Annotated in this window: 24 protein-coding genes; 16 read left to right on the top strand and 8 right to left on the bottom strand. The window is 66.5% G+C overall.

Translation table 11 applies throughout. The features are described 5' to 3' along the window. The first annotated feature begins 313 nt into the window (after positions 1-313). Both QX121_RS14495 and QX121_RS14490 read left to right on the top strand, forming a co-directional pair. Positions 314-622 (top strand): hypothetical protein, encoded by a 309-nt coding sequence (locus QX121_RS14495; protein ID WP_315739652.1) that lies wholly within the window; start codon positions 314-316, stop codon positions 620-622. A 153-nt stretch (positions 623-775) separates the two neighbouring features. Continuing rightward, positions 776-1,930, top strand: coding sequence for a DUF2865 domain-containing protein (locus QX121_RS14490; protein ID WP_315739651.1), 1,155 nt, complete (start codon positions 776-778; stop codon positions 1,928-1,930). A 22-nt stretch (positions 1,931-1,952) separates the two neighbouring features. Here QX121_RS14490 and QX121_RS14485 read toward each other — a convergent pair whose 3' ends face one another. Genes QX121_RS14485 through QX121_RS14475 form a run of 3 tightly spaced genes read right to left on the bottom strand, consistent with a single transcriptional unit; the run spans position 1,953 to position 5,095 of the window. Continuing rightward, positions 1,953-3,341, bottom strand: coding sequence for a nitrilase-related carbon-nitrogen hydrolase (locus tag QX121_RS14485; RefSeq protein WP_315812282.1), 1,389 nt, complete (start codon positions 3,339-3,341; stop codon positions 1,953-1,955). A gap of 12 nt (positions 3,342-3,353) precedes the next feature. After that, a complete protein-coding gene (locus tag QX121_RS14480) occupies positions 3,354-3,707 on the bottom strand; it encodes a diacylglycerol kinase (RefSeq protein ID WP_315739649.1) in 354 nt (117 codons plus the stop codon). Next, positions 3,707-5,095 (bottom strand): class II 3-deoxy-7-phosphoheptulonate synthase, encoded by a 1,389-nt coding sequence (locus QX121_RS14475; protein ID WP_315739648.1) that lies wholly within the window; start codon positions 5,093-5,095, stop codon positions 3,707-3,709. The genes QX121_RS14480 and QX121_RS14475 overlap by 1 nt, the downstream gene beginning before the upstream one ends. A gap of 170 nt (positions 5,096-5,265) precedes the next feature. Between QX121_RS14475 and QX121_RS14470 the strand changes: the two genes are divergently transcribed. Beyond that, complete coding sequence (locus tag QX121_RS14470; RefSeq protein ID WP_315812281.1) at positions 5,266-6,138, top strand: alpha/beta fold hydrolase; 873 nt, start codon at positions 5,266-5,268, stop codon at positions 6,136-6,138. 699 nt (positions 6,139-6,837) lie between these two features. Further along, a complete protein-coding gene (locus tag QX121_RS14465; RefSeq protein WP_315739646.1) occupies positions 6,838-7,572 on the top strand; it encodes a metallophosphoesterase family protein in 735 nt (244 codons plus the stop codon). Between the two features lie 45 nt (positions 7,573-7,617). On the opposite strand, the gene QX121_RS14460 is transcribed toward QX121_RS14465, so the two are convergent. Continuing rightward, on the bottom strand, positions 7,618-7,758 hold the full coding sequence (locus QX121_RS14460) for a hypothetical protein (protein ID WP_315739645.1): 141 nt from the start codon (positions 7,756-7,758) through the stop codon (positions 7,618-7,620). 194 nt (positions 7,759-7,952) lie between these two features. On the opposite strand from QX121_RS14460, the gene QX121_RS14455 reads away from it, so the two are divergent. From QX121_RS14455 to QX121_RS14435, 5 genes are all read left to right on the top strand, one after another. Then, a complete protein-coding gene (locus QX121_RS14455) occupies positions 7,953-9,659 on the top strand; it encodes a jacalin-like lectin (RefSeq protein WP_315797633.1) in 1,707 nt (568 codons plus the stop codon). 138 nt (positions 9,660-9,797) lie between these two features. Beyond that, positions 9,798-10,121, top strand: a complete 324-nt coding sequence (locus QX121_RS14450) for a metalloregulator ArsR/SmtB family transcription factor (RefSeq protein ID WP_315772894.1) — start codon at positions 9,798-9,800, stop codon at positions 10,119-10,121. Next, positions 10,118-10,528 (top strand): SRPBCC domain-containing protein, encoded by a 411-nt coding sequence (locus tag QX121_RS14445; RefSeq protein ID WP_315739641.1) that lies wholly within the window; start codon positions 10,118-10,120, stop codon positions 10,526-10,528. Before QX121_RS14450 ends, QX121_RS14445 begins: the two co-directional genes overlap by 4 nt. A 36-nt stretch (positions 10,529-10,564) precedes the next feature. Then, positions 10,565-10,786 carry a hypothetical protein gene (locus tag QX121_RS14440; RefSeq protein WP_315739639.1) on the top strand — a complete coding sequence of 74 codons (222 nt, stop codon included), beginning with the start codon at positions 10,565-10,567 and terminating at the stop codon, positions 10,784-10,786. A gap of 173 nt (positions 10,787-10,959) precedes the next feature. After that, positions 10,960-11,595: a LysE family translocator gene (locus QX121_RS14435; protein ID WP_315739638.1), complete on the top strand. Its 636-nt coding sequence runs from the start codon at positions 10,960-10,962 to the stop codon at positions 11,593-11,595. A gap of 199 nt (positions 11,596-11,794) precedes the next feature. On the opposite strand, the gene QX121_RS14430 is transcribed toward QX121_RS14435, so the two are convergent. The 4 genes from QX121_RS14430 to rpiA form a co-directional block, all read right to left on the bottom strand. Continuing rightward, positions 11,795-12,553 (bottom strand): DUF4336 domain-containing protein, encoded by a 759-nt coding sequence (locus tag QX121_RS14430; protein ID WP_315739637.1) that lies wholly within the window; start codon positions 12,551-12,553, stop codon positions 11,795-11,797. A 145-nt stretch (positions 12,554-12,698) separates the two neighbouring features. Beyond that, positions 12,699-14,084 (bottom strand): glutathione-disulfide reductase, encoded by a 1,386-nt coding sequence (gene gor, locus QX121_RS14425; protein WP_315812280.1) that lies wholly within the window; start codon positions 14,082-14,084, stop codon positions 12,699-12,701. A 33-nt stretch (positions 14,085-14,117) separates the two neighbouring features. Next, complete coding sequence (locus QX121_RS14420) at positions 14,118-14,639, bottom strand: DUF2059 domain-containing protein (protein WP_315739635.1); 522 nt, start codon at positions 14,637-14,639, stop codon at positions 14,118-14,120. Between the two features lie 48 nt (positions 14,640-14,687). Next, the gene (gene rpiA / locus QX121_RS14415) at positions 14,688-15,380 is read right to left on the bottom strand and encodes a ribose-5-phosphate isomerase RpiA (RefSeq protein WP_315739723.1); all 693 of its coding nucleotides are present in this window, start codon (positions 15,378-15,380) and stop codon (positions 14,688-14,690) included. Positions 15,381-15,555: 175 nt separating this feature from the next. On the opposite strand from rpiA, the gene QX121_RS14410 reads away from it, so the two are divergent. The 7 genes from QX121_RS14410 to QX121_RS14380 all read left to right on the top strand — a co-directional run bounded on the left by QX121_RS14410 (position 15,556) and on the right by QX121_RS14380 (position 21,218). Further along, on the top strand, positions 15,556-16,242 hold the full coding sequence (locus QX121_RS14410) for an HAD family hydrolase (protein WP_315739634.1): 687 nt from the start codon (positions 15,556-15,558) through the stop codon (positions 16,240-16,242). 266 nt (positions 16,243-16,508) lie between these two features. Continuing rightward, entirely contained in the window at positions 16,509-16,901 is a 393-nt protein-coding gene (locus QX121_RS14405) for a hypothetical protein (RefSeq protein ID WP_315812279.1), read from the top strand. A gap of 184 nt (positions 16,902-17,085) precedes the next feature. Beyond that, complete coding sequence (moaA, locus tag QX121_RS14400; protein ID WP_315758957.1) at positions 17,086-18,117, top strand: GTP 3',8-cyclase MoaA; 1,032 nt, start codon at positions 17,086-17,088, stop codon at positions 18,115-18,117. 150 nt (positions 18,118-18,267) lie between these two features. Further along, positions 18,268-18,900, top strand: a complete 633-nt coding sequence (locus QX121_RS14395) for a DUF1326 domain-containing protein (RefSeq protein WP_315812278.1) — start codon at positions 18,268-18,270, stop codon at positions 18,898-18,900. Between the two features lie 36 nt (positions 18,901-18,936). Continuing rightward, complete coding sequence (locus tag QX121_RS14390; RefSeq protein ID WP_315812277.1) at positions 18,937-19,758, top strand: DUF2182 domain-containing protein; 822 nt, start codon at positions 18,937-18,939, stop codon at positions 19,756-19,758. 136 nt (positions 19,759-19,894) lie between these two features. Then, a complete protein-coding gene (locus QX121_RS14385) occupies positions 19,895-20,575 on the top strand; it encodes a spermidine synthase (RefSeq protein ID WP_315812276.1) in 681 nt (226 codons plus the stop codon). 253 nt (positions 20,576-20,828) lie between these two features. Further along, positions 20,829-21,218, top strand: coding sequence for a nuclear transport factor 2 family protein (locus QX121_RS14380; RefSeq protein WP_315812275.1), 390 nt, complete (start codon positions 20,829-20,831; stop codon positions 21,216-21,218). Positions 21,219-21,301: the final 83 nt, after the last annotated feature.

Below are 21,301 nucleotides of genomic sequence, written 5' to 3'. Positions count from 1 at the left end.
GCCGCACGACCGCCCGCGAGCGGGCCGCCACGGCACGAATCACGCTTCCGACCTGCCGGCCGGGCGTCCTGATCATCTCTGTTGAGAAAAGACGGCCTCAGCCAGCGAATCGCTAGCGCGTAATCTCGCGGCAAATGCAGCAGATGGCGAGGAAACCGTTCATGAAACTCACCATGCTGCAGCCGGCTGTCTCCGTCAAGAGCCGCAAAACGGCCGTTTTCACTGCCCAAATGCTCGCGCCCCGCCTCATGGTTAATCATTTTTAACCTTTTGGGCCTAACCATGAGTTGTCTCCTACACCCACCGGTGCACCATGCGAATCTCCTCGGCGCTGCTCGCCTGCTGTGTTCTCCTCGCCGCCGCGACCACCGCCACGGCGGAGAGCCGCATCTTCATCATCGCCAACGAAGCCGACGGCTACGGCGTCGACCAGTGCCTCGCCAAGGGCGACCGATGCGGCGCCTCGGCCGCGCGGTCGTACTGCCAATCACGGGATTTTGCACAGGCCTCCTCCTATCGCCGCGTCGACCCCGATGAAATCACCGGATCGGTGCCGAAAGCTGGCGCAAACTGTGCCCACGGCGGCTGCAGCGACTTCGTCGCGATCACCTGCCAGCGCTGAGACGGCCGGGAACGGCTGTTCCCGCCACCCCGGCGCCCCGGAAACGACGTGACGATGCCCGACAAAGCGGCTAAGGGATGCCCGCCGCTGCCGCGATTTTTCCGAATTCTGTGCTAGTCCCGCGGCTGCACCCATGGACCGGAATACCGCATCTTGATCGCATCCCTGTCTCCGCGCCTGTTGGCCGTCTCTGCGCTGCTCGGATTGACCCTGACCGGCTCGCACGCCCTGGCGCAATCCAGCTCCGAGTCCTATGCGCAGATGCCGCCGGGCCAGCCCGGGCCGCAGGCCGGCGTCAATCCGATCTGCCCGCGTCTGGAAGCGCAGCTCGCCTCGATCGATCGCGGCGGTGGCGGCGATCCCGCGCGTGAGGACCAGATCCGGCGTTATCAGGACGCGGCCGCCAAGCAGCAAGGCGAGCTCGACCGCGTCAGCATGCAGGCCAAGCGCATGGGCTGCGACAGCACCGGCTTCTTCTCGCTGTTCAATGGCCGTTCCGCGGAATGCGCTCCGGTCAACAACCAGATCCAGCAGATGCGAACCAATCTCGACCAGATCACCAACAGCCTGGAGCGGCTGCGCGGCGGCGGGTTTGGTGGTGAGCGCGACAATCAGCGCCGCTCGGTGCTGGCTGCGCTGGGCCAGAACAATTGCGGCCCGCAGTACCAGCAATATGCCAACGCCAATCGCGGCGGCGGCGGCAACTTCCTGACCAGCCTGTTCGGCGGCGGCGCCGACAGCAATCCGGCCGCATCGCTGCCCCCGCCGAGCGCCGATCTCGCGGCGCCGCAGGGCACCTACCGGACTGTGTGCGTGCGTAGCTGCGACGGCGCCTATTTCCCGATCTCGTTCGCCACCGTTCCCGGCCGCTTCGCCGACGACGAGCGCGCCTGCAAGGCGCAATGCCCCGCCGCCGACGCGACGCTGTTCACCTATCGCAATCCCGGCGAGGACATGAACCAGGCGGTCTCGGTCAACGGCCAGCCCTACACCGCGCTGCCGAACGCCTTCAAGTATCGCACCGAGTTCAACCCGAGCTGTTCCTGCAAGGCCGCGGGACAGACCTGGGCCGACGCGCTGAAATCGATCGATGACAAGGCCGCAGCCGAGCAGCAGGGCGACATCATCGTCACCGAGGAGAGCGCCAAGCGGATGCAGCAGCGCCAGACCGGTAAGCCGCCGGCGAACGCCGCCCGGAAGGGTGCCGCGCCGGCCGAGGCCGCAGCGCCCGCGACCGCGGACACCACGGGCGCCGGTGGCGACAAGCAGATCCGCACGGTCGGACCGACCTTCATCCCGGCGCGCTGAGCGAAATCGCTGGACCATCGGGTCATCCTTCGAACGCATCTGAGAACGCGCGGCCAGCGAGATCGGGCGATATGACTTCGCCCGACGGTCCCAGCGCGTTCGCAGGCTTCCAACGATTGCGAAGCGCTGCGAGACGAACGATCTCGGCCTGGGACATATCGTCGAACAGAGCGACACCGCCGGTCGCGTCACCGATCTCACAGCCATTCCGATCCGACTCCTCGCCTGTAGCGACGGCAAGCGCACCAGAAAGACTCGCCAACGCCAGCAGCAGCGTGCCGCGCACGCGCGCCAGCAGGGCGTGACGGGCCCCGCCCGCCAGCGGACCGGGCAGAACCGTTTCGAAGCCGGCCACTGCCGCCGTGATCGGCAACACCTCGGCGGTGACGCCGAGCCGCGCCGCGATTGCAATAGCCCGCGCCTCCTGCGGCATGTCGGGCCCGGACAGCACCACGCCGCGAACCCTCGCAGCTCCCAGCGCATCGACGGCCATCGCCAATGACAGCGCGGATTCGATGCCTCCGGTCAGGCCGAGCACGATGCCGGTGAAGCCGTGCTTCTCGACATGGTCGTGCAGGCCGAGCACGCGGGCCGCGTAGTCCGCCTCGTCGCCCTCGATCAGCGTGGTGACCGGTCCCCGGCACTGCCAGCCATCGTCTCCCCTGCTCCATGCCAAGGTCGTGACTTCAGCGACGAAGCCCGGGAGCTGTGCCGCCACCGAGAGATCGGCGTTCAGCGCAAAGGACGCGCCGTCGAACACCTCGCCATCCTGACCGCCGACCTGATTGAGCCAGACGAGCGGCAGATCGCTTTCGGTGACGCGCGCCACGGCGGCCGACAGGCGCCGGTCGCCGCCGCCGCGCAGGTAGCATGAGCGGCTCGGCACGACGATGAGCTCGGCCCCGGTTTCTGCCAGCGTCTCGATGACGTTTTCGTCGTTCGAGGATTCTTCGAGCGAGATGTCGTCGCCGATCGCGACGCCGATGCGAACGCCCCGCACGCTGAGCGGGCCGGCAGCCGGGCCGCGCGTGAACAGGCGCTTCTGATCACCATCGGGCAGGTTGGCCTTGAAGCGCGTCGCGGCGATGCGGCCGGCGTCGAGCAGCGCGCAGGCATTGTAGAGCTTGCCGTCCTCGATCCAGGGCGTACCGATCAGCACCGCTGGCCCGCCATCGCCGGTCTCGCGCGCGAGAGCCTCGATCGCGGCCTGGCACGCGGCCTGAAATGCCGGCTGCAAGACGAGGTCCTGCGGCGGATCGCCCGCAATGAACAACTCCGGCAGCACCACGAGATCGGCGCCGTCGGCCGAAGCCTTCGCACGCGCCTCGCGCGCCTTGGCGACGTTGCCGGCGATGTCGCCGACCGTCGGGTTGAGCTGGGCCAGCGTGACCCTGAAGATGTCAGCGACCATCGCTCAACTCATTCAAAGCAGCCCAAGCCGCTCGGCGATCGCGAACAGCCAGAAGCTGCCGGACATCAGCAGCGCGACGCCGACCGCGGCCGAGCCGAGATCCTTGACCCGGCCGATCTGCAGATCGTGCTCGGTGGTGAGCCGGTCCGCGAGCTTCTCGATCGCGGTGTTGAGCAGCTCGACGACCAGCACCAGCACCACCGCGCAGACCAGCTCGACGCTGCGCATCGGCGTCGCGCCGACGACATAGGCCAGCGGCAGCGCCAGCAGGAACGCGACCACCTCCTCGCGCACCGCCTGCTCGGAGCGGAGCGCGAAGGCCAGGCCGTTGCGCGAGTTGAGCGTCGCGCGCCAGATGCGCAGCATCAGAAGCCCGCGACGGCCGGCATCGGTGCGGACTTGCCGCCGCGCTGCTGCTTCAGCAGCTCGGCGATGAGGAACGCCATGTCGATCGACTGCTCGGCGTTGAGCCTGGGATCGCACACCGTGTGATAGCGGTCGTTGAGATCCTCGTCGGTGATCGCCCGCGCGCCGCCGATGCACTCGGTGACGTCCTTGCCGGTCATCTCCAGATGGATGCCGCCGGCATGGGTGCCTTCCGCGGCATGCACCGCGAAGAACGCACGCACCTCGGCAACGATGCGGTCGAACGGCCGCGTCTTGTAGCCCGAGGTCGAGGTGATGGTGTTGCCGTGCATCGGATCGCACGACCACACCACCTTGCGCCCTTCCCGCTGCACCGCGCGGATCAGTCCCGGCAGATGATCGCCGACCTTGTCGGCGCCGAAGCGGTTGATCAGGGTCAGCCGGCCCGGCTCGTTGTCGGGATTGAGGATGTCGATCAGCTTCAGCAGCTCGTCCGGCTTCAGCGAGGGGCCGCATTTCAGGCCGATCGGGTTCTTGATGCCGCGGAAATATTCGACATGGCCGTGATCGAGCTGCCGGGTGCGGTCGCCGATCCAGATGAAATGGCCCGAGGTCGCGTACCAGTCGCCAGTGGTGGAATCGACGCGGGTGAAGGCCTGCTCATAGCCGAGCAGCAACGCCTCGTGGCTGGTGTAGAAGTCGGTGGCACGCAGCTCCGGATGGCTCTCGAGGTCGAGGCCGCAGGCGCGCATGAAGTTGAGCGCCTCGGAGATGCGGTCGGCGAGCTCCTTGTAACGGCGCGACTGCGGGCTATCCTTGACGAAGCCGAGCATCCATTGATGCACGCTGCCGAGATTGGCGAAGCCGCCGGTGGCGAAGGCGCGCAGCAGGTTCAAGGTCGCCGCCGACTGCCGGTAGGCGTCGAGCTGGCGGCGCGGATCGGGAATGCGCGCCTCGGGCGTGAACGCGGTGTCGTTGACGATGTCGCCGCGATAGCTCGGCAGCTCGACGCCATTGATCTTCTCGGTCGGCGACGAGCGCGGCTTGGCGAACTGGCCGGCGATGCGGCCGACCTTCACCACCGGCACCGCGCCGGCATAGGTCATGACCACGGCCATCTGCAGCAGCACGCGGAAGAAGTCGCGGATGTTGTTGGCGCCGTGCTCGGCGAAGCTCTCGGCGCAGTCGCCGCCCTGCAGCAGGAAGGCCTGGCCGGCCGAAACCCGCGCCAGCGCCTTCTTCAGGTTGCGCGCCTCGCCGGCGAACACCAGCGGCGGGAAGGTCGCAAGCTGCGCCTCGACCTCGGCCAGCGCCTTCTGGTCGGGATAGTCAGGCACCTGCTGCACCGGCTTGGAACGCCAGCTCTCCGGGCTCCAGCGCTCGGTCATGGCTTCAACTCCCTTGCGAATACCGCGCGTTCATCCCCTACTGCGGCGCGCGCCTTATACACAGCCTGCCTCCGCGCCGCCACTTGGAATTTAAGGCGCAGACACAAGGGCTTGCACCGCAAGCCGAATTTGACTTTGCTGCGGTCCGGCGCGTGATGGGAGGACGAGGCGTGGGCGAGACGGGATCCAATGGCGTTTCGAGTGAGGATCTGACCATTGCGGCCATCGACGGCTTTGAGCTCGCGGGCACCCTGTTCGCGCCGCGCGGTACACCCGCGCATGCCGTGCTGATCAATTCCGGGGCGGCGATCCCGCGCCGGATCTATCGCGGCTTCGCTGCTCATCTTGCCCAGCAGGGTTGCGCGGTTCTGACCTACGACTATCGCGGGATCGGCGGCAGCCGTCCCCTCTCCCTGAAGGGCTTTGCGGCCTCGATGACCGACTGGGCCGCACTCGACATCACCGGCGCGGTCGGTTGGATGCGTGCGCGCTATGGTGCGCTGCCGCTGCGCTATGTCGGCCACTCCTTCGGCGGCCAGACGCTCGGCCTGCTCGCCAACAACACCGAGGTGTCGCGCGCCCTCTTCATCGCCTCGCAGGCCGGCTATTGGAAGCTCATGGCCCCGGGCGAACGCTGGCGCGTGGCGACGATGCTCAACGGCGTTGGCGTCCCGCTGACTCATGCGCTGGGTTACACGCCGGGCTGGAGTGGCGTCGGCGAGGACCTGCCGAAGGGTGTCTTCCTGCAATGGGTGCGCTGGATCATGAGCCCGCGCTATCTGTTCGATGACGCATCGCTGCCGCTTGCCAACTACGCCAACTTCAAGAGTCCCGTCCGGGCGCTGTGCCTCGCCGACGATCCCTGGGCGACGCGGCCGGCGGTCGAGCTGCTGTGCGCTGGTTATACGGGCACGACGCCGGAGCTGCTCAGCATCGCGCCGCAGGACGTCGGCGCGTCCGCAATCGGCCATATGGGCTTCTTCCGCGCGGCGCATCGCGACACGCTGTGGCGCAGCGCGACGGAGTGGCTGCTCGAAAGCTGACGCGATTGGTTCGTCATGGCCCATGAGCGAGCGCTCCCGCGGCAGGTGCTGCCCGAGCTGTGCTGATGTCGTTCACCCTCATCAAGTCGGAGGGCGCAGGGAATGCCGGGTGAAGGCCTCACCCATGGCCCGCCTGCGGAAGAAAGTGCAGGCGGCAGGTACCACAGGTGCAGCCGATCAACCGGCATTCCCCGCGCGACAGTCTTAACGCTTATACGCAGTCTGCCTGGTGCGCCGGGCTTGTTGGCCACCATGCACGCAACGCGCTTACGCGCCTTGCGTGGGACACCAGCATCGGGGTGTCAGCACGCTGCGACTTCACGTCCGCGCCAAGCCGTTCGTCCGCGTGTCCGAAGACACGCTGCGGCTTACTCGCGGCCATCGCTCCCCGCCCCGCGTGTCGTGACGATCGCGCGCAACGCCCCTCCGAGTGAGGCGGGATGCGCACAATAGAGCATGATTTCTGATATTCGTAAAGAAGAATCTTCGTCGGAACGACCGCTTTTGCCGTCGACAGAACCGCGAGCGTAGCGACATCCGGCCTCGGCCCACTGATTGTCGTCCTCATCCGCAGCGTGCTACTGATCGTGCCAAGCGCCGATTTGACCATCAGCTTGCGGGCGCGTCTCAAAGTGCAGCTAAAGCGAACGGTTCATTGCATGGCAACGCCCTGCCCGCCGTTCCTGAACGGAGGCTCTCATGCGGTTTGCGGCCATCGCCGACATCCACGGAAATTGCGACGCGCTGGCGGCCGTGCTGGCCGACATCGCTTCGCTTGGCATTGATGACGTCGTCAATCTCGGCGACCATCTCAGCGGCCCGCTCGCGCCGATACAGACGGCCGAGATGCTGATGGCACGCGATTTCCCGTCGGTCAGGGGCGATCAGGACCGGCATATGATCGATCGGCATCGTGCCGGAGATTTGTCCCGCGGGGACGTACGTGCGCTCCGGCAGGAGCAAGTCGCGTGGCTGGCGGCACAGCCGGCGACGTTGCTGTATCGCGATGAGGTGTTCCTGTGTCACGCCGCCCCGGACGACGATGCGGCGTTCTGGCTCGAAGGGATCACGGAGGGCGACACACCGCGTCCAAGCAATCTTGCCAGCATCGAAGCGCGGGCCGCCGGCATCGATGCCTCGCTGATTTTGTGCGGGCACAGCCACATTCCGCGCATCGTCCGGCTCGGCGATGGCCGGCTGATCGTCAATCCCGGCAGCGTCGGGCTGCCGGGCTATCGGATCTCCACGCCCAAGCGCTATCACGTGCAGACTGGCACGCCGGACGCCTGCTATGCGATCGCAGAGCGCCGAGATGGATGCTGGTCATTGACGTTTCGCTACGTGCCTTATGACGGCACAGCGATGGCCGCCCTTGCCCGACGCGGCGGCCGGCCGGACTGGGCCAACGCCATCGCGACGGGATGGGTGGAGTGATCGGCCATCACCCGCAATGCTCAGCAAGCAACGACGTCCCTCCCGTCAGACGGCCAGCAGCAGCCCTGACGCCAGCAGAATGCTCAGGATGATCTTCCTGAACAGCGCGTCGTTGATCTCACGGAAGACAAGGACGCCCAGCGAGCCGGAAGAAGCGGGGTTGGTCGGCCTTTCTCCGCTCGTCATCCCGAACCGCCACTATGGCCGCCGACGATCGGAGAGCGCAGGCGAAAGGGCCGTGCGGAAGCGCAGCAACTCCAGCTTGCACCCGCTGTTCCGACACGCCGCGCAGAGAACATGCATCGATCCGTCATCAGGCCGACACGCGACAGATGATATCGCGCGCCCCGTTATCCGGCATCATCGAGGGGATTCGACCAATGACACTTCGCCTATGGGCGGGCGCAATCGCGCTTGGATGCGCCAGTCTGCTCGGCAGCGCGCTACACGCAGCCGACGGAACGTTCAGCACGCTGACCTACAACGTGGCGGAAACGCCGACCGCCTATAACGGCGGCAGCGACGCACATTCGCGCGTGATCAGCTGCTACCTGCGCCAGTTCGGCATCGTCAACGTGCAGGAGGATTTTCTCTGGCACGCCGCGCTCTATGACACCTGCGACAACCATCCGTATCGCACGCCGACCTCGGGCACGGCCGGAATCGGCGACGGCATGAACACGCTCAGCACCTACGCGTTCGACGATCTCGATCGCGTCACCTGGACCAAGCGGGCCGATTCCGACGCGCTGACGCCGAAGGGATTCTCCCTGGTCCGCACCCGCCTCGCCGAGGGCGTCTATCTCGACTTCTACAACCTGCACGCCCAGTCCGGCACGTCCTCCACCGATCTCGCCTATAGCGAGTCCGACGTGGTGCAGATCCTGAGCTACATCGAGGCGAATTCCGCCGGCAATGCCGTCATGGTGATGGGCGACACCAACACGCGCTACACGCGGGCCGGCCAGAACATGTGGGAATTCCTGCATCACGGCTTCAGCGATGCCTGGATCGAGACGATGCGCGGCGGCAGCGTGCCTCCGATCGGCGCTGCATTGGTCTGCGGCGATCCCCAGACGGCACGGCCGGATTGCGAGATCGTCGACAAGGTGCTGTGGCGCAACAACGGCGTCCTCAACCTGCAGGCCACGTCCTATGTCGACCGGCAGGACGCGCTCGATTCGAGCGGCGCGCAGCTCTCCGACCATCACCCGATCGAGGTGAAGTGGAGCTTCTCGACGGCCGCGAACCGCAGGCTGAGCGATCAGTTCGGCGGCCCGCATGGCACGAGCTACAATGATTCATCGGCGCTGCCCGCCGATCCCGCGGTCAGCAAGCTGACCATCCGCACCGGAAGCCGGGTCGACCAGGTCGAACTGACGCTCTCCAACGGCTATGTCTACAGCCATGGCGGCACCGGCGGCACGGCGCAGAGCCTGACGCTCGGCAGCGGCGAATATCTCACCTCGGTCGGTCTGTGCAGCGATCAGTACCAGGGCCATACGCGCATCTTCCGGATTGCGTTCACCACCAGCACGGGCCGCACGCTGGCGGGCGGCACGACCACCGCGACCTGCACCAGCTACGCCGCGCCGAGCGGCTGGCAGATCACCGGCTTCCATGGCCGGTCCGGTGACGGGATCGACAAGCTCGGCGTCGTCTACGCGCCGGTCTCCAGCGCCGCGCCACCATCGCGCCAGCCTGTCCGCATCGTCAACCGCACGTCCGCGCTGTGCATGGACGTCAATGGCGGCGCGATGGCCGACGGCACGGCCGTGATCCAGTGGTACTGCACCGGCGCCGCCAACCAGACCTGGAGCTACGACGACGCCAGCGGCATGATCCGCAGCATGCAGGATCCGCACTACTGCCTGGACAACAACGGCACCTATGGCGATGGTGCACAACTGATCATCTGGACCTGCACCGGCAACAACAACCAGCGCTTCCGCTATGATGCTGCGACCGGCACGATCGCGCTGCGCAGCTATCCGGTCGAGGTCGTCAGCCAGAACGGCACCTCGGTCGGCAACCAGCTGCTGACCGCCGCGGCAGCGGGATCTCAGCTGTGGACGCTGACGCCCTGATCGCATCGTGACGCAGCGGTGATCCGGGCGGCATGCCGTCCGGATCACCCGATCGATCATCAAGGATGAAGCTTGCGCTTGACCGATCGATAACCGTTCGGTTATGGATAAACCCATAACCAACGAGTTATGGATTGAATGCCGCGCTCTCCCGACATGCTGTTCCGCACGCTTGCCGACCCGACGCGGCGCGCCATCTTCGAAGGCCTGTGCCGGCATGGCGAGCAGACCGTCGGGGCGCTGACGGCCAAGGCTGGCGTGTCGCAGCCGGCGGTGTCGAAGCATCTCGGCCTGCTCAAGCAGGCGGGCCTCGTGCGGGAGCGTCACGAAGGCCGCCAGACGCATTACCGTGCGCAACCGAAGGCGCTGGCGCCGCTGCTCGACTGGACCAGCCGGATGGCTGCGTTCTGGGAGAGCCGGTTCGACGAACTCGACACTCTGCTCAACAGGATGGATCAATGAGCTCACCTGCGCCAGAAACCCGCACCGTCGTCGTCGAGCGCGAATTCGCGCATCCGCCCGAAAAACTCTGGCGCGCGCTGACGCAGCCGCATCTGATCGCGGAGTGGCTGATGACCAACGACTTTGCGCCGTCGGTCGATCATCGCTTCAAGCTGAAGGCCGACTGGGGCGTCGTCGACTGCCAGGTCGTGACCATCGAGCCGCACAAGACGTTGTCCTACACCTGGGCGGCGGCTGGCCTCGACAGCATCGTGACCTGGACGCTGACGCCGACCGCCTTGGGCACGCACCTGCGCATGGAGCAGACCGGCTTCGCAGCCGACCAGACCCGCGCCTATCAGGGCGCACGCTATGGCTGGCCGAAATTCTTCGATGCGCTCGAACAGAGCGTCGCGCGCCTCGGCTGAGGCGTGCGCATCACGACGTCATCAGGGGAGAAGCACTTGAACTGGAACAACACCGTCCGGCAGGTCCATCGCTGGGTATCGATCGCCTTCACGGTCGCCGTCATCGTCAACATCGCCGCGATGACGCAGACGCAAGCCCCGCTGTGGGTCGGCCTGCTGGCGCTGATTCCGCTCATCGTGCTGCTCGGCACGGGGCTGTATCTGTTCGCGCTGCCCTACGTCGCGACGAAGTTGACCGCCTCGCGGGTGGAGCGCTGAACGGGCAATCGCGCCCAGCGGCGTTTTCCGGGAGGGAGTCAAGCCTCTTGGCGATCCGGCAGGTCGAGCGTGCGTCAGCGAAGACGATCGCTGGCCGCCTCCAAGGAACGTCTTGCGTTCGCGGCCGAACCGCGCCCTACTGGCGCGTCTTCCGCCGACGAGGCCATTCTGACGTGAACGCTCTTACGCTCTTCAGCTTCGCCATCGTCGCCTTCATCGGGATCGCGACCCCCGGTCCGACGGTGCTGCTGGCCCTCACCAACGGCTCGCGTGTCGGTGTACGCCGCGCCTGGGCCGGCATCGCCGGCGCGGTGGCTTCGGACTTCATCCTCATCGGCGCCGTCGCGGTCGGCCTGGGCGCGCTGCTGGCCGCTTCCGAATTCTGGTTCTCGGTCGTGAAGTGGATCGGCGTGGCCTACCTCGCCTATCTCGGGCTCATGCTGCTGCGGTCCAGCGGGTCGATCGACCTTGCGGCGTCCGCAGACGGCAAGGACGGGTCACGACAGCCGCACGCGCTGTTTCTGAAAAGCTTCCTCGTCGCGATCACCAATCCAAAGGGCTATCTGTTCTTCTCGGCATTCCTGCCGCAGTTCGTGGTGCCGTCCGCGCCGCAGCTGCCGCAATATCTCACGCTGGCCCTCACCTTCGCGATGCTCGATGTCCTGATCATGCTCGCCTACGCGAGCGCGGGCTCGCAAGCGATGCGTTTCCTCAAGCGCTCCGGTGCCCTCTGGCTCGATCGCATCTGCGGCGGCGCGCTGCTGAGCCTTGCCGGCGCCCTTGCGCTTTACCGCCGAGCCGGCCCCTGACCCGGCCGCGCGTCGCGGTCGTCCACCTACTCCGCCGCCTGCCGCACGTGGCGCTCGGTCACCGTGCGCATCGTCACCAGCTCCTCCGCGGCCGAGGGATGCCTGGCGCCAACCTCAATCGCACGAGCTTATACGTCCGTCGCGGGAAGAGAAAAGCACGGCATCACGAAGGCCGGTCTCATGAAGCCCAGCCGGCGGTTCAAGGCCGCAGCAACCAGCAGAATGCCTCGCGCAGGATCTCGGTGCCGTCAGTCGGGTGCCAGGCGCCATGGGCGATCACGATCCGCTCGGGGTGCCACCCAAGCATGGTCTCGACCGCAGCCCGCAACTCGGGTCGGTGCCGCCAGGTAAATGTCAGCCGGAGTTCGCGCGGCAGGCCGCCATGCGGCGGACCGACGCCCCCGATCCAGCTCAGGTAGCGCGCCAAGCCGGCGCCGATCTTGGCCGGCTCGAAATTCTCCATCAGATCGGTCAGGATCAGCGTGCGCGAAGGGCGATGGAAGAACACGACCTCCGTCATATAGCTGCCGACGACGGGCAAGGTCGCGATCTCATCATCCCAGGGATAGCCACCGCTGCGATCCAACGGCCTGCCCTCGAATTCGATGCGGCCCTTCGCCTTCGCGCGAATGCCCGGCGCCAGATAGATCGCCGCGTCGGGAAAGGTCGCCTGCCAGTCGGGGATCCACCAATAGTGGATGCGATTCGGACCGATGATGTCGCGCACGCGGCCTTCCCGGTCGATCTCGGCCCGCAGTGCCGGCGTCAACGGCGTGGGCGAGTGGATGAACAGATCTCCGGAGGCGCATCGCACCACGGTCATGCGGGTGGGAAACGGAAATTTCAGCCCGGGAATGCCGAAGCGGATCACGGGCCCGTCGACGATCCAGATGTTCTCGGCAACGGGCTTCAGAGTGTTCAGCGGCGGATAGGTCGCAAGGCAATCATCTTGGGACATGCTGGTCGCTCTCCAACCGCTGAACGGTTCCAACGGCAGCAAGCCCGATCGGCCACGGTGTGGACCGTCGTCAGACCGTGAGCACCGGCCCACCGCAGTCGCTACGGACGCCGGCCGCGCACGAGCCCCAAAAGCAGTTGGCGCCCTACTCCGCCGCCTGCCGCACGTGGCGCTCGGTCACCGTGCGCATCGTCACCAGCTCCTCGGCGGCGGAGGGATGCAACGCGATAGTGGCGTCGAAATCGGCCTTGGTCGCCTTCATCTTGATGGCGATGGCCACCGCTTGCGTGATCTCGGCGGCCATGTCGCCGACGATGTGGCAGCCAAGCACGCGATCGCTGGCGCCGTCGACGACGAGCTTCATCAGCACGCGGGTGTCGCGGCCGGACATCGTCGCCTTGATCGGGCGGAAGTTCGTCTTGTAGATGTCGACGCGGTCGTACAGCTCGCGCGCCTGCGTCTCGGTGAGACCGACGGTGCCCACTTCAGGCTGGCAGAACACGGCCGTCGGAATGTCCGCGTGATCGACGCGAACGGTCTTGCCGCCAAACACGGTGTCGGCGAAGGTGTGGCCCTCGCGGATCGCGACCGGCGTCAGGTTGAAGCGATGGGTGACGTCGCCGATCGCGTAGATGCTCGGCACCGAGCTCTGCGAGAACGCATCCACCGCAATGCCGCCGTTCCTCGGATTGATGGCGACGCCGGCCTTCTCCAGGCCGAGATTGGCCACGGCCGGATGGCGGCCGATCGCGAACATCACCTTGTCGGAGGCGATGCTGGAGCCGTTCGACAGATGCGTGGTGTAGTCCTGGCCGTGCTTGTCGACGCTCGTCACCGTGCAGCCGGTCAGGATGGTGATGCCTTCCTTCTCCATCTCGGAGCGGACATGCTTGCGGACGTCCTCGTCGAAGCCGCGCAGGATGTTGTCGCCGCGATAGACGACGGTCACGTCGGAGCCGAAATTGGCGAAGATGCAGGCGAATTCGAGCGCGATGTAGCCGCCGCCCTGGATCACGATCCGGCGCGGCAGCTCGTCGAGATGAAACGCCTCGTTGGAGGAGATGACGTGCTCGATGCCGGGAATCGGCGTGCCGTGGTTGGGCGCTCCGCCGGTCGCGATGAGAATGTACTTGGCGCGGACGGTCTCGCCGGTCGTCAGCCGCACGGTGTGGGCGTCCTCGAGCACGGCGCGGGTCTTGACGATCTTGGCGCCAGACTTCTCGACGTTGCTGGTGTAGGCCGCCTCGAGCCGCGCGATCTCCTTGTCCTTGTTCCTGATCAGCGTCGGCCAGTCGAAGGTCGCGGTCGGGATCATCCAGCCGAAGCCGGCGGCATCGGCGATCTCCTGGCGGACATGCGAGCCGATCACGAACAGCTTCTTGGGCACGCAGCCGCGGATCACGCAGGTGCCGCCCATGCGGTATTCTTCGGCGACCATCACGCGGGCGCCATAGCCGGCGGCGATGCGGGCGGCGCGTACGCCCCCCGAGCCGCCACCGATCACGAACAGGTCGACGTCGAATTCAGCCATCTCTCCCCCGACCTGGCCTTTCGGCCGCAAGCCTCAGATCGGCTTGTTGCGCTTGCGCATCTCGGCGCGGAACTGCGCGGTGACGGTGTCGGAAAACTCCGCCGCCCACAGGTTCATCGCCTGCATGCTCATCTGGATCGCCTTCGGCTCCGCCGCAAGCAGCTTCTGGCCGATGGCTGACTTGTAGAAGGCGACGAGGTTGGCGATCTCCTGGTCGGAGAACTCGTTGCAGTAGATCTGCGCCATCTTCTCGCCGATCTCCTTCTCCTTGCCGGCATAGGTCTGCGCGACCGAGACGGCGACCTCGTCGAGGTCTTTCTGGTAGTTGAGATTGGACTGCAGCAGCGCCTGCTTGGTCTGCTGCACGATGCCCGGGACGGCATTGGCGTACATCGCAGCCGCGTTCTTCATCCCCAGAATCTCGCGCGCGCCGGCCATGCAGGCGGGCGAGGCCGGCTTCAGCGCCGGTGCCTGCCCCTGCGCCGCAACCGGGCTTGCCGAGGCCAAGGCCAGTACGATTCCGGCGGCCGGCAAGATTCTGAACACGCTCTTCATTCCAAGTCTCCTGTGAGTTGCCGCCCTGAGCACAGCCTCGTGCCGCGCTCAGGGCCGCTGGATAACGCGAATTCCCTGTGCGCCTGCCAGGATCGCCGTGCTGCCGAGGCCGATGAACAGCCCATGCTCGACCACGCCCGGAATTGCGCTCAAAAGACCCGCCAGGCGCGGGGGATCCACGATCTCCCCAAGGCGGACGTCGATAATCCAGTGGCCGCCATCGGTGACGAAAACGTGGCCGTCTGCGGACTTGCGCAGGCTCATCGGCCCGGACACGCCGGCCGTGGCGAAGGCGTCACTCATCTCGCGCTGGGTCGCGGCGAGGCCGAACGGAACCACCTCGACCGGCAGCGGGTAGCGGCCGAGCTGCGCCACCCATTTGCTGTCGTCGGCGATCACGATCATGCGATCCGAGGCGCTGGCGACGATCTTCTCGCGCAGCAGCGCGCCGCCGCCGCCCTTGATCAGGTCGAGCGCCGGATTGATCTCGTCGGCGCCGTCGATGGTGATGTCGAGCCGGTCGATCTCATCGAGCGTGGTCAGCGGCACGCCGCACGCTTGCGCCTGCGCCCTTGTCGCCTCCGAGGTCGGCACGCCCACGATCTTGAGGCCGGCGCGCACCTTTTCCCCGAGCAGATCGACGAAATGCTTGGCCGTCGAGCCGGTGCCGAGACCGAGCTTCATGCCGCTCTCGACCTCTTCCAGCGCACGCGCCGCCGCCTGCCGCTTCAATGCATCCATGTCGACCAAGGAACCCGCCCTTTCGCACCCCGAGACCCCCACGGACGGGGGCCGAAAGCCGGCGCATATCTAGCGATGTTTTGACGCGGGGCCTAGCTCTCGCCGGCCACGAAATCGGACAAAAAGCCATTGCGGGCCTCTTGCAAGGACATGAGCCGGCCGCTAGCGGATACCGATGCCCATCTCCAGCACCATCGTCTTCGATCTCGACGGCACCCTGGTCGACACGGCGCCGGATCTCATCAGCGCGCTCAACCACATCCTGCAGCGCGAGGGTCTGCGGCCGATGCCGCTGGCCTCGGCCCGCAAGATGATCGGGCACGGCGCCCGCAAGCTGATCGAGCGCGGGCTGGAGGCGGAGGGTCGCCTGGCCAGCACCGATGACATCGGCCGCCTCACCACCGATTTCATCGATTTCTACGCCGACAACATCGCGGTCGAATCGCGTCCCTTCGAGGGGCTGGAGTCGGCGCTGGACGACCTCGCCGCGCGCGGCTGCCAGTTCGCGGTGTGCACCAACAAGCTGGAATGGCTGTCGAAGCGGTTGCTCGACCAGCTCGGCCTGTCCTCCCGCTTCGCCGCGATCTGCGGTGCCGACACGTTCGGGGTCGCCAAGCCGGATCCGGCGATCCTGCGCCAGACCATCGCGCAGGCCGGCGGTGAGATCGGGGCCGCGATCATGGTCGGCGATGCCGGCACCGACGTCGGCGCCGCCCGCCGCGCCGGCGTGCCGGTGATCGGCTGCACCTTCGGCTATACCGACGTACCGATCGCGGAGCTCAATCCGGACCACCTGATCGACCACATGCGCGAGCTGCCGGCGGCCGTCACGGCCCTCAGCCCATCGCTCAGGATCGCCTGAGCGGACTTGCGATTCCACTGCCGCATCGCACCCTAACCCACTGCCCTGTCGACCTGAATCCGCACCTTGCGGTGCATTAACGTTCTGTTGAGAATAGGGTTGACCGCAGTTGCGCCGCTGTTCTGACGCTCCTATGGTCGCCCTGGGATTGCGGCCGATGGCCGCAGGGTTGTGGGGCGGACATCATGATGCGGCGTGTCATCGCAATTGCGGTTGCGGGAGCCGGCTTGGCCGGGTGCTCATCCTTCTCCATGGACAGCTTCAAGATGGCAGCGCCCGAGGTGCCGGTGCAGCTCGACTCGGTGCCGCCGGGCGCCGACGCCAAGACCTCGCTCGGACCGGGCTGCAAGACGCCGTGCTCGGTCTCGGTGCCGGCGCCCGATGCCGGCTTCAGCGTCACCTTCACGATGGACAGGTACCAGCCCGCGACCATGCCGGTGCAGGTGATCCGCAACACCGGGGATTTCAACAGCTCGCCGCCCGTCGTGATGGACCCGAGCCCGGTGGTCGCCGAGCTGCAGCCGATGCCGGGTACGCCGCCGAAGGCCGTCAAGCACATGCGGCCGAAGAAGCCGAAGCCGCAGAAATCCGCCGCCGCGCCGGCGGCGCCCGCGACCACCGGTTCCGCCTTCCCCGCCCCCGCGCCGGGACGCCAGTAGCGGACCATCGTCCCGCGCGCCACCTGCCAGGGCGAAGCTGCATTGCAGCATCGACGAATCCACGTCGATGATTGTGAGGCGCGCCGATCATGATTAGATTGTCGTGAGACCGACATCCGGCCGCGCTTGCGCGGCCGCCGCGTGGCATCGCCGCCACCTGCGCCGCCACCAGCCAAGGCTTTTCATGACCGCAGAGACGTTGAGTGACACCGCCCTGACGCGCCCGATGACCGACCCGTTCGGTCGCCGCATCAGCTATCTGCGCGTCTCGGTGACCGACCGCTGCGACCTGCGCTGCTTCTACTGCATGTCCGAGGACATGACCTTCCTGCCGAAGGCCGACCTGCTGACGCTTGAGGAGCTCGACCGGCTGTGCTCGGCGTTCATCCATAAGGGCGTCAAGAAGCTCCGGCTCACCGGCGGTGAGCCGCTGGTTCGGCGCAACGTGATGGGCCTGGTCCGCTCGCTGTCGCGACATCTGAAGAGCGGCGCGCTCAACGAGCTGACGATGACGACCAACGCGACGCAGCTCGCCAAATATGCCGCCGAGCTCGCCGATTGCGGCGTCCGCCGCATCAACGTCTCGCTCGACACGCTCGATCCTGACAAGTTCCGCGCCATCACCCGCTGGGGCGATCTCGACCGTGTGCTGGCCGGCATCGAGGCGGCGCGCGCCGCAGGTCTCGCCGTGAAGATCAACGCGGTCGCGCTGAAGAACATGAACGAGGACGAGATCCCCTCGCTGATCGACTGGGCGCACGGCAAGGGCATGGCGCTGACCTTGATCGAGGTGATGCCGATGGGCGAGATCGGCGAAGGCCGCATCGACCAGTATCTACCGCTGTCGCTGCTGCGCGCGCGCCTGGCGCAGACCTACACCATGACCGATCTCGACGAGACCACCGGGGGCCCTGCCCGCTACGTCCGCGTCGCCGAGACCGGCGGCACGATCGGCTTCATCACGCCGATGACGCATAATTTCTGCGAGAGCTGCAACCGCGTGCGCGTCACCTGCACCGGCACCTTGCACACCTGCCTTGGCCACGAGGACGCCTCCGACCTGCGCAAGCCGCTGCGTGCCTCGGCCAGCGACGAGGAGCTCAGCGCCGCGATCGACCGCGCCATCGGCCTCAAGCCGAAGGGCCATGACTTCATCATCGACCGCCGCCACAACCGTCCGAGCGTCAGCCGGCACATGAGCGTGACGGGCGGGTAATCGGCGTCCATAACCATCGGGCCCTGCGATCAATCGCAGTCGGAACCTCATCGTTTCTAGGCTTGCGGCACGTCCCCGTGCGGCGTAGCTTTCAACTGCAGATCGCGCATTCGAAAGCAATTTGTCGGTTCGGCCTAGCGGGAGACAGCGATGGCAGACCCAGTCGCATGGCACCTGTCCGGTGACTATTTCGAGAATTGCAGTTGCAGCCTGCTGTGTCCGTGCCTCATGTCGGCCGCCCCTCCCCTGACCGCGCAACCGACCGAGGGCTTTTGCAACGTACCATTGCTGTTCCACATCGAAACCGGCCGCTATGGCGATGTCGCGCTCGATGGCCTCAACGCGGCGGTGATGCTCCATGCGCCCGGCGTGATGGCGGAGGGAGACTGGTCGATCGCCGCCTATGTCGATCAGCGCGCCGACGATCCGCAGACCGAGGCGATGGCCGCGATCTTCACCGGCGCCGCGGGCGGCCCGATGGCTGCGTTCACGCCGCTGATCAGCACCAATCTCGGCGTGCGCAAGGTCGCCATCACCTTCCGGATCGACGGCAAGACGCGGTCCGCCGACATCGCCGACATTCTGCACATGTCCGTCGATCCGCTGCCGACCATGCATCCGAGCGGTGAGATGTGGGTGAATATCGGCCATCCCGTCAGCCCCGACCGGATGGCGCTGGCCGTCGGCGCTGCGGGCAACACCTACAACGATCACGGCATGCGCTGGGACAATTCCGGCAAGAACGGCCTGTACGCGTCGATCAGTTGGTCCAACCAGGCCTGATGCGACGTGCGGCAAGGCCGCCAACCCACCTTGCAGATGACGGGCAGCGCCCTGGAAGCCGTGCTGCGGCGCGATCGCTGGATCGTGGGCGGCGCGATCGCGATCATGGTCGCCCTGGCATGGGCCTATGTGCTCTGGCTCGCCAACGACATGGACATGGGCGGCATGGACATGACCGGCTTTCGCATGATCCCGGCCGGCATCGGAATCATGTTGCCGGCCAGCGAGCCCTGGCGCGCGATCGAATTCGCCTATGTGTTCCTGATGTGGGCGGTAATGATGGTCGGGATGATGGCGCCTTCGGCCGCGCCCATGGTCCTGATGTACGCCCGTGTGGGTCGACACGGCCGCGCGCGGGGCCAGCCGTTCGCTGCGACCGGCTGGTTTGCGGCCGGCTATCTGCTCGCCTGGAGCGGCTTTTCGCTGCTGGCGACCTGCCTGCAATGGTTTGTGGAGCGGACTGCGCTGCTGGATTCGCGGATGGCGATCGACAACCATCTGCTCGGCGCCATCGTGCTGATCGCGGCAGGCGTCTATCAGTGGACGCCGCTGAAGAGCGCCTGCCTTGCCCAATGCCAGTCGCCGCTAATGTTCCTGATGCGCCACGGCGGCTTTCGCGGCGACCTGCAGGGCTGCCTGCTGCTGGGCCTTCGACACGGCGGCTATTGCGTCGGCTGCTGCTGGGCTCTGATGGCGCTGCTGTTCGTCGGCGGGGTGATGAGCGTGATGTGGATTGCCATTCTGACCCTGCTCGTGCTGTTTGAGAAACTGACTCCTGTCGGACGATGGATCGCGCGCGCGGCCGGCATTGCTTGCAGCGCCGCGGGCGCCTGGATGCTGGTGTCCCCACCGCAATGACGCGCAACGACGCGATGCAGGTCGTCGCGAGAGTGGCGACTGCCCCTTGGCACGGGATGCGGGCAACATGGTAAGCAGGCTCCAGCGTGGCGACTCTGTCGCCTGGATGCCGCAACCGAATTGACGCGAGACGCCCGTGATTCCCTGGAAGCTGATCGACACCGCAGACGTGCCCGGCGGCGGTGAGCCGCTGCGGCTGATGCAGCGTGGCAAGGAGTTCTCGATCAAGCTCGGTTCGAACGAGCTGATGAACAGCCGGCTGCACGGATCCGAAGAGGCGCTGGCGACCCTGAGCTGCGCCCGCATCAAGGCCGAGCCCGCTCCGCGGCTGTTGATCGGGGGCCTCGGCATGGGCTTCACGTTGCGGGCGGCACTGAAAGTGTTGGGTCCGCAGGCCCGCGTCACCGTCGCCGAGCTGGTGCCGGCAGTGATCGCCTGGGCGCGCGGGCCGATGGCCGAATTGTCCGGCGCCAGCCTTGCCGATCCGCGCGTCGACATCCGCGAGGCCGACGTCGTGAAGCTGATCGCCGCAGGGCGCAGCGCCTACGATGCGATCCTGCTCGACGTCGATAACGGCCCGCAGGGACTGACTCGGCAATCCAACGACGCGCTCTACGATCCCACCGGCCTGCGCACCGCCTTCGCCGCCTTGCGTCCCGGCGGCGTGCTGGCGGTGTGGTCGTCACATCCCGACGATCGTTTCGCCCCGCGCCTGCGCAAGGCCGGCTTCGCGGCCGAGGAGATCAACATCCGCGCCACCGGCCGCGGTGGCGGCGGCGCCCGCCACGTGATCTGGATTGCCACCCGTCCAGCGTGACAGCGTCGTTGCCGCGCGTAGCTCAGCGCGGTGCGACTGGCCCGGAGAACTCTCTCCGGCGACAGGGTCACCTCGCTCACATCTCCCGTTCGGATCGGAGTGGTGACACGTCGGCCATCGTCCTATGATGCGTCAGCGGCTGCGAAGCCTGCGGATGCCCGCATCCACGCGCGAAAGCCTCGAGGATGCTCCATTCTCCGGCATGCAGACTGTAGCTCTGCAACGAGAGCGCGCAGCTGAATGGGAGATTGCCATGGACGACCGCGCCACGCGCGCTGCCCTGCAGCACCATTGGGATGCATCGGACGCAAATGATTTTGAGGCCGAGCACGCCATCTATCGCGACGATGCCGTGCTGGATTATCCGCAATCGGGCGAACGGATCCACGGCCGGCGCAACATTCAGGAAAGCCGCTTCGTGCAGCCCAACCACAAGCGCTTCTCAGTGCGGCGGATCCTGGGCAGCGGCGATCTTTGGGTGACCGAACTGGTCCTGACCTATGATGGCGCACCCTCCTACGTGGTGAGCATCATGGAGTTCCGCGACGGCGGAGTGGCGCACGAGACGCAATATTTCAGTGATCCCTTCGACGCAGCGCCCTCGCGCGCGCATCTCGTCGAGCACGTCGGCGTATTTCGGTGACAGTGCACTTTTTACCCGCCCGCCGCGTCGCTCCAGCGGCGCACCCGCGCCTCCCGCCACGCAGCAGAAGGCGCCATACCATC

It is taken from the genome of Bradyrhizobium sp. SZCCHNR2028 (assembly GCF_032380995.1).
In the GTDB taxonomy this organism is placed as follows: Bacteria; Pseudomonadota; Alphaproteobacteria; order Rhizobiales; family Xanthobacteraceae; genus Bradyrhizobium.
Note: the sequence above shows the minus strand (reverse complement) of the source record. Positions and strands in the feature narration are given on the sequence as shown.

What these genes read in the sequence shown, in the direction of transcription:
- QX121_RS14495 (WP_315739652.1), top strand. Translation starts at nt 314, where the DNA reads ATGCGAATCTCCTCGGCGCTGCTCGCCTGCTGTGTTCTCCTCGCCGCC.
- QX121_RS14485 (WP_315812282.1), bottom strand. Translation starts at nt 3,341, where the DNA reads ATGGTCGCTGACATCTTCAGGGTCACGCTGGCCCAGCTCAACCCGACG.
- QX121_RS14480 (WP_315739649.1), bottom strand. Translation starts at nt 3,707, where the DNA reads ATGCTGCGCATCTGGCGCGCGACGCTCAACTCGCGCAACGGCCTGGCC.
- QX121_RS14475 (WP_315739648.1), bottom strand. Translation starts at nt 5,095, where the DNA reads ATGACCGAGCGCTGGAGCCCGGAGAGCTGGCGTTCCAAGCCGGTGCAG.
- QX121_RS14465 (WP_315739646.1), top strand. Translation starts at nt 6,838, where the DNA reads ATGCGGTTTGCGGCCATCGCCGACATCCACGGAAATTGCGACGCGCTG.
- QX121_RS14460 (WP_315739645.1), bottom strand. Translation starts at nt 7,758, where the DNA reads ATGACGAGCGGAGAAAGGCCGACCAACCCCGCTTCTTCCGGCTCGCTG.
- QX121_RS14455 (WP_315797633.1), top strand. Translation starts at nt 7,953, where the DNA reads ATGACACTTCGCCTATGGGCGGGCGCAATCGCGCTTGGATGCGCCAGT.
- QX121_RS14450 (WP_315772894.1), top strand. Translation starts at nt 9,798, where the DNA reads ATGCCGCGCTCTCCCGACATGCTGTTCCGCACGCTTGCCGACCCGACG.
- QX121_RS14445 (WP_315739641.1), top strand. Translation starts at nt 10,118, where the DNA reads ATGAGCTCACCTGCGCCAGAAACCCGCACCGTCGTCGTCGAGCGCGAA.
- QX121_RS14430 (WP_315739637.1), bottom strand. Translation starts at nt 12,553, where the DNA reads ATGTCCCAAGATGATTGCCTTGCGACCTATCCGCCGCTGAACACTCTG.
- gor (WP_315812280.1), bottom strand. Translation starts at nt 14,084, where the DNA reads ATGGCTGAATTCGACGTCGACCTGTTCGTGATCGGTGGCGGCTCGGGG.
- QX121_RS14420 (WP_315739635.1), bottom strand. Translation starts at nt 14,639, where the DNA reads ATGAAGAGCGTGTTCAGAATCTTGCCGGCCGCCGGAATCGTACTGGCC.
- rpiA (WP_315739723.1), bottom strand. Translation starts at nt 15,380, where the DNA reads ATGGATGCATTGAAGCGGCAGGCGGCGGCGCGTGCGCTGGAAGAGGTC.
- QX121_RS14410 (WP_315739634.1), top strand. Translation starts at nt 15,556, where the DNA reads ATGCCCATCTCCAGCACCATCGTCTTCGATCTCGACGGCACCCTGGTC.
- QX121_RS14405 (WP_315812279.1), top strand. Translation starts at nt 16,509, where the DNA reads ATGGCAGCGCCCGAGGTGCCGGTGCAGCTCGACTCGGTGCCGCCGGGC.
- moaA (WP_315758957.1), top strand. Translation starts at nt 17,086, where the DNA reads ATGACCGCAGAGACGTTGAGTGACACCGCCCTGACGCGCCCGATGACC.
- QX121_RS14395 (WP_315812278.1), top strand. Translation starts at nt 18,268, where the DNA reads ATGGCAGACCCAGTCGCATGGCACCTGTCCGGTGACTATTTCGAGAAT.
- QX121_RS14390 (WP_315812277.1), top strand. Translation starts at nt 18,937, where the DNA reads ATGACGGGCAGCGCCCTGGAAGCCGTGCTGCGGCGCGATCGCTGGATC.
- QX121_RS14380 (WP_315812275.1), top strand. Translation starts at nt 20,829, where the DNA reads ATGGACGACCGCGCCACGCGCGCTGCCCTGCAGCACCATTGGGATGCA.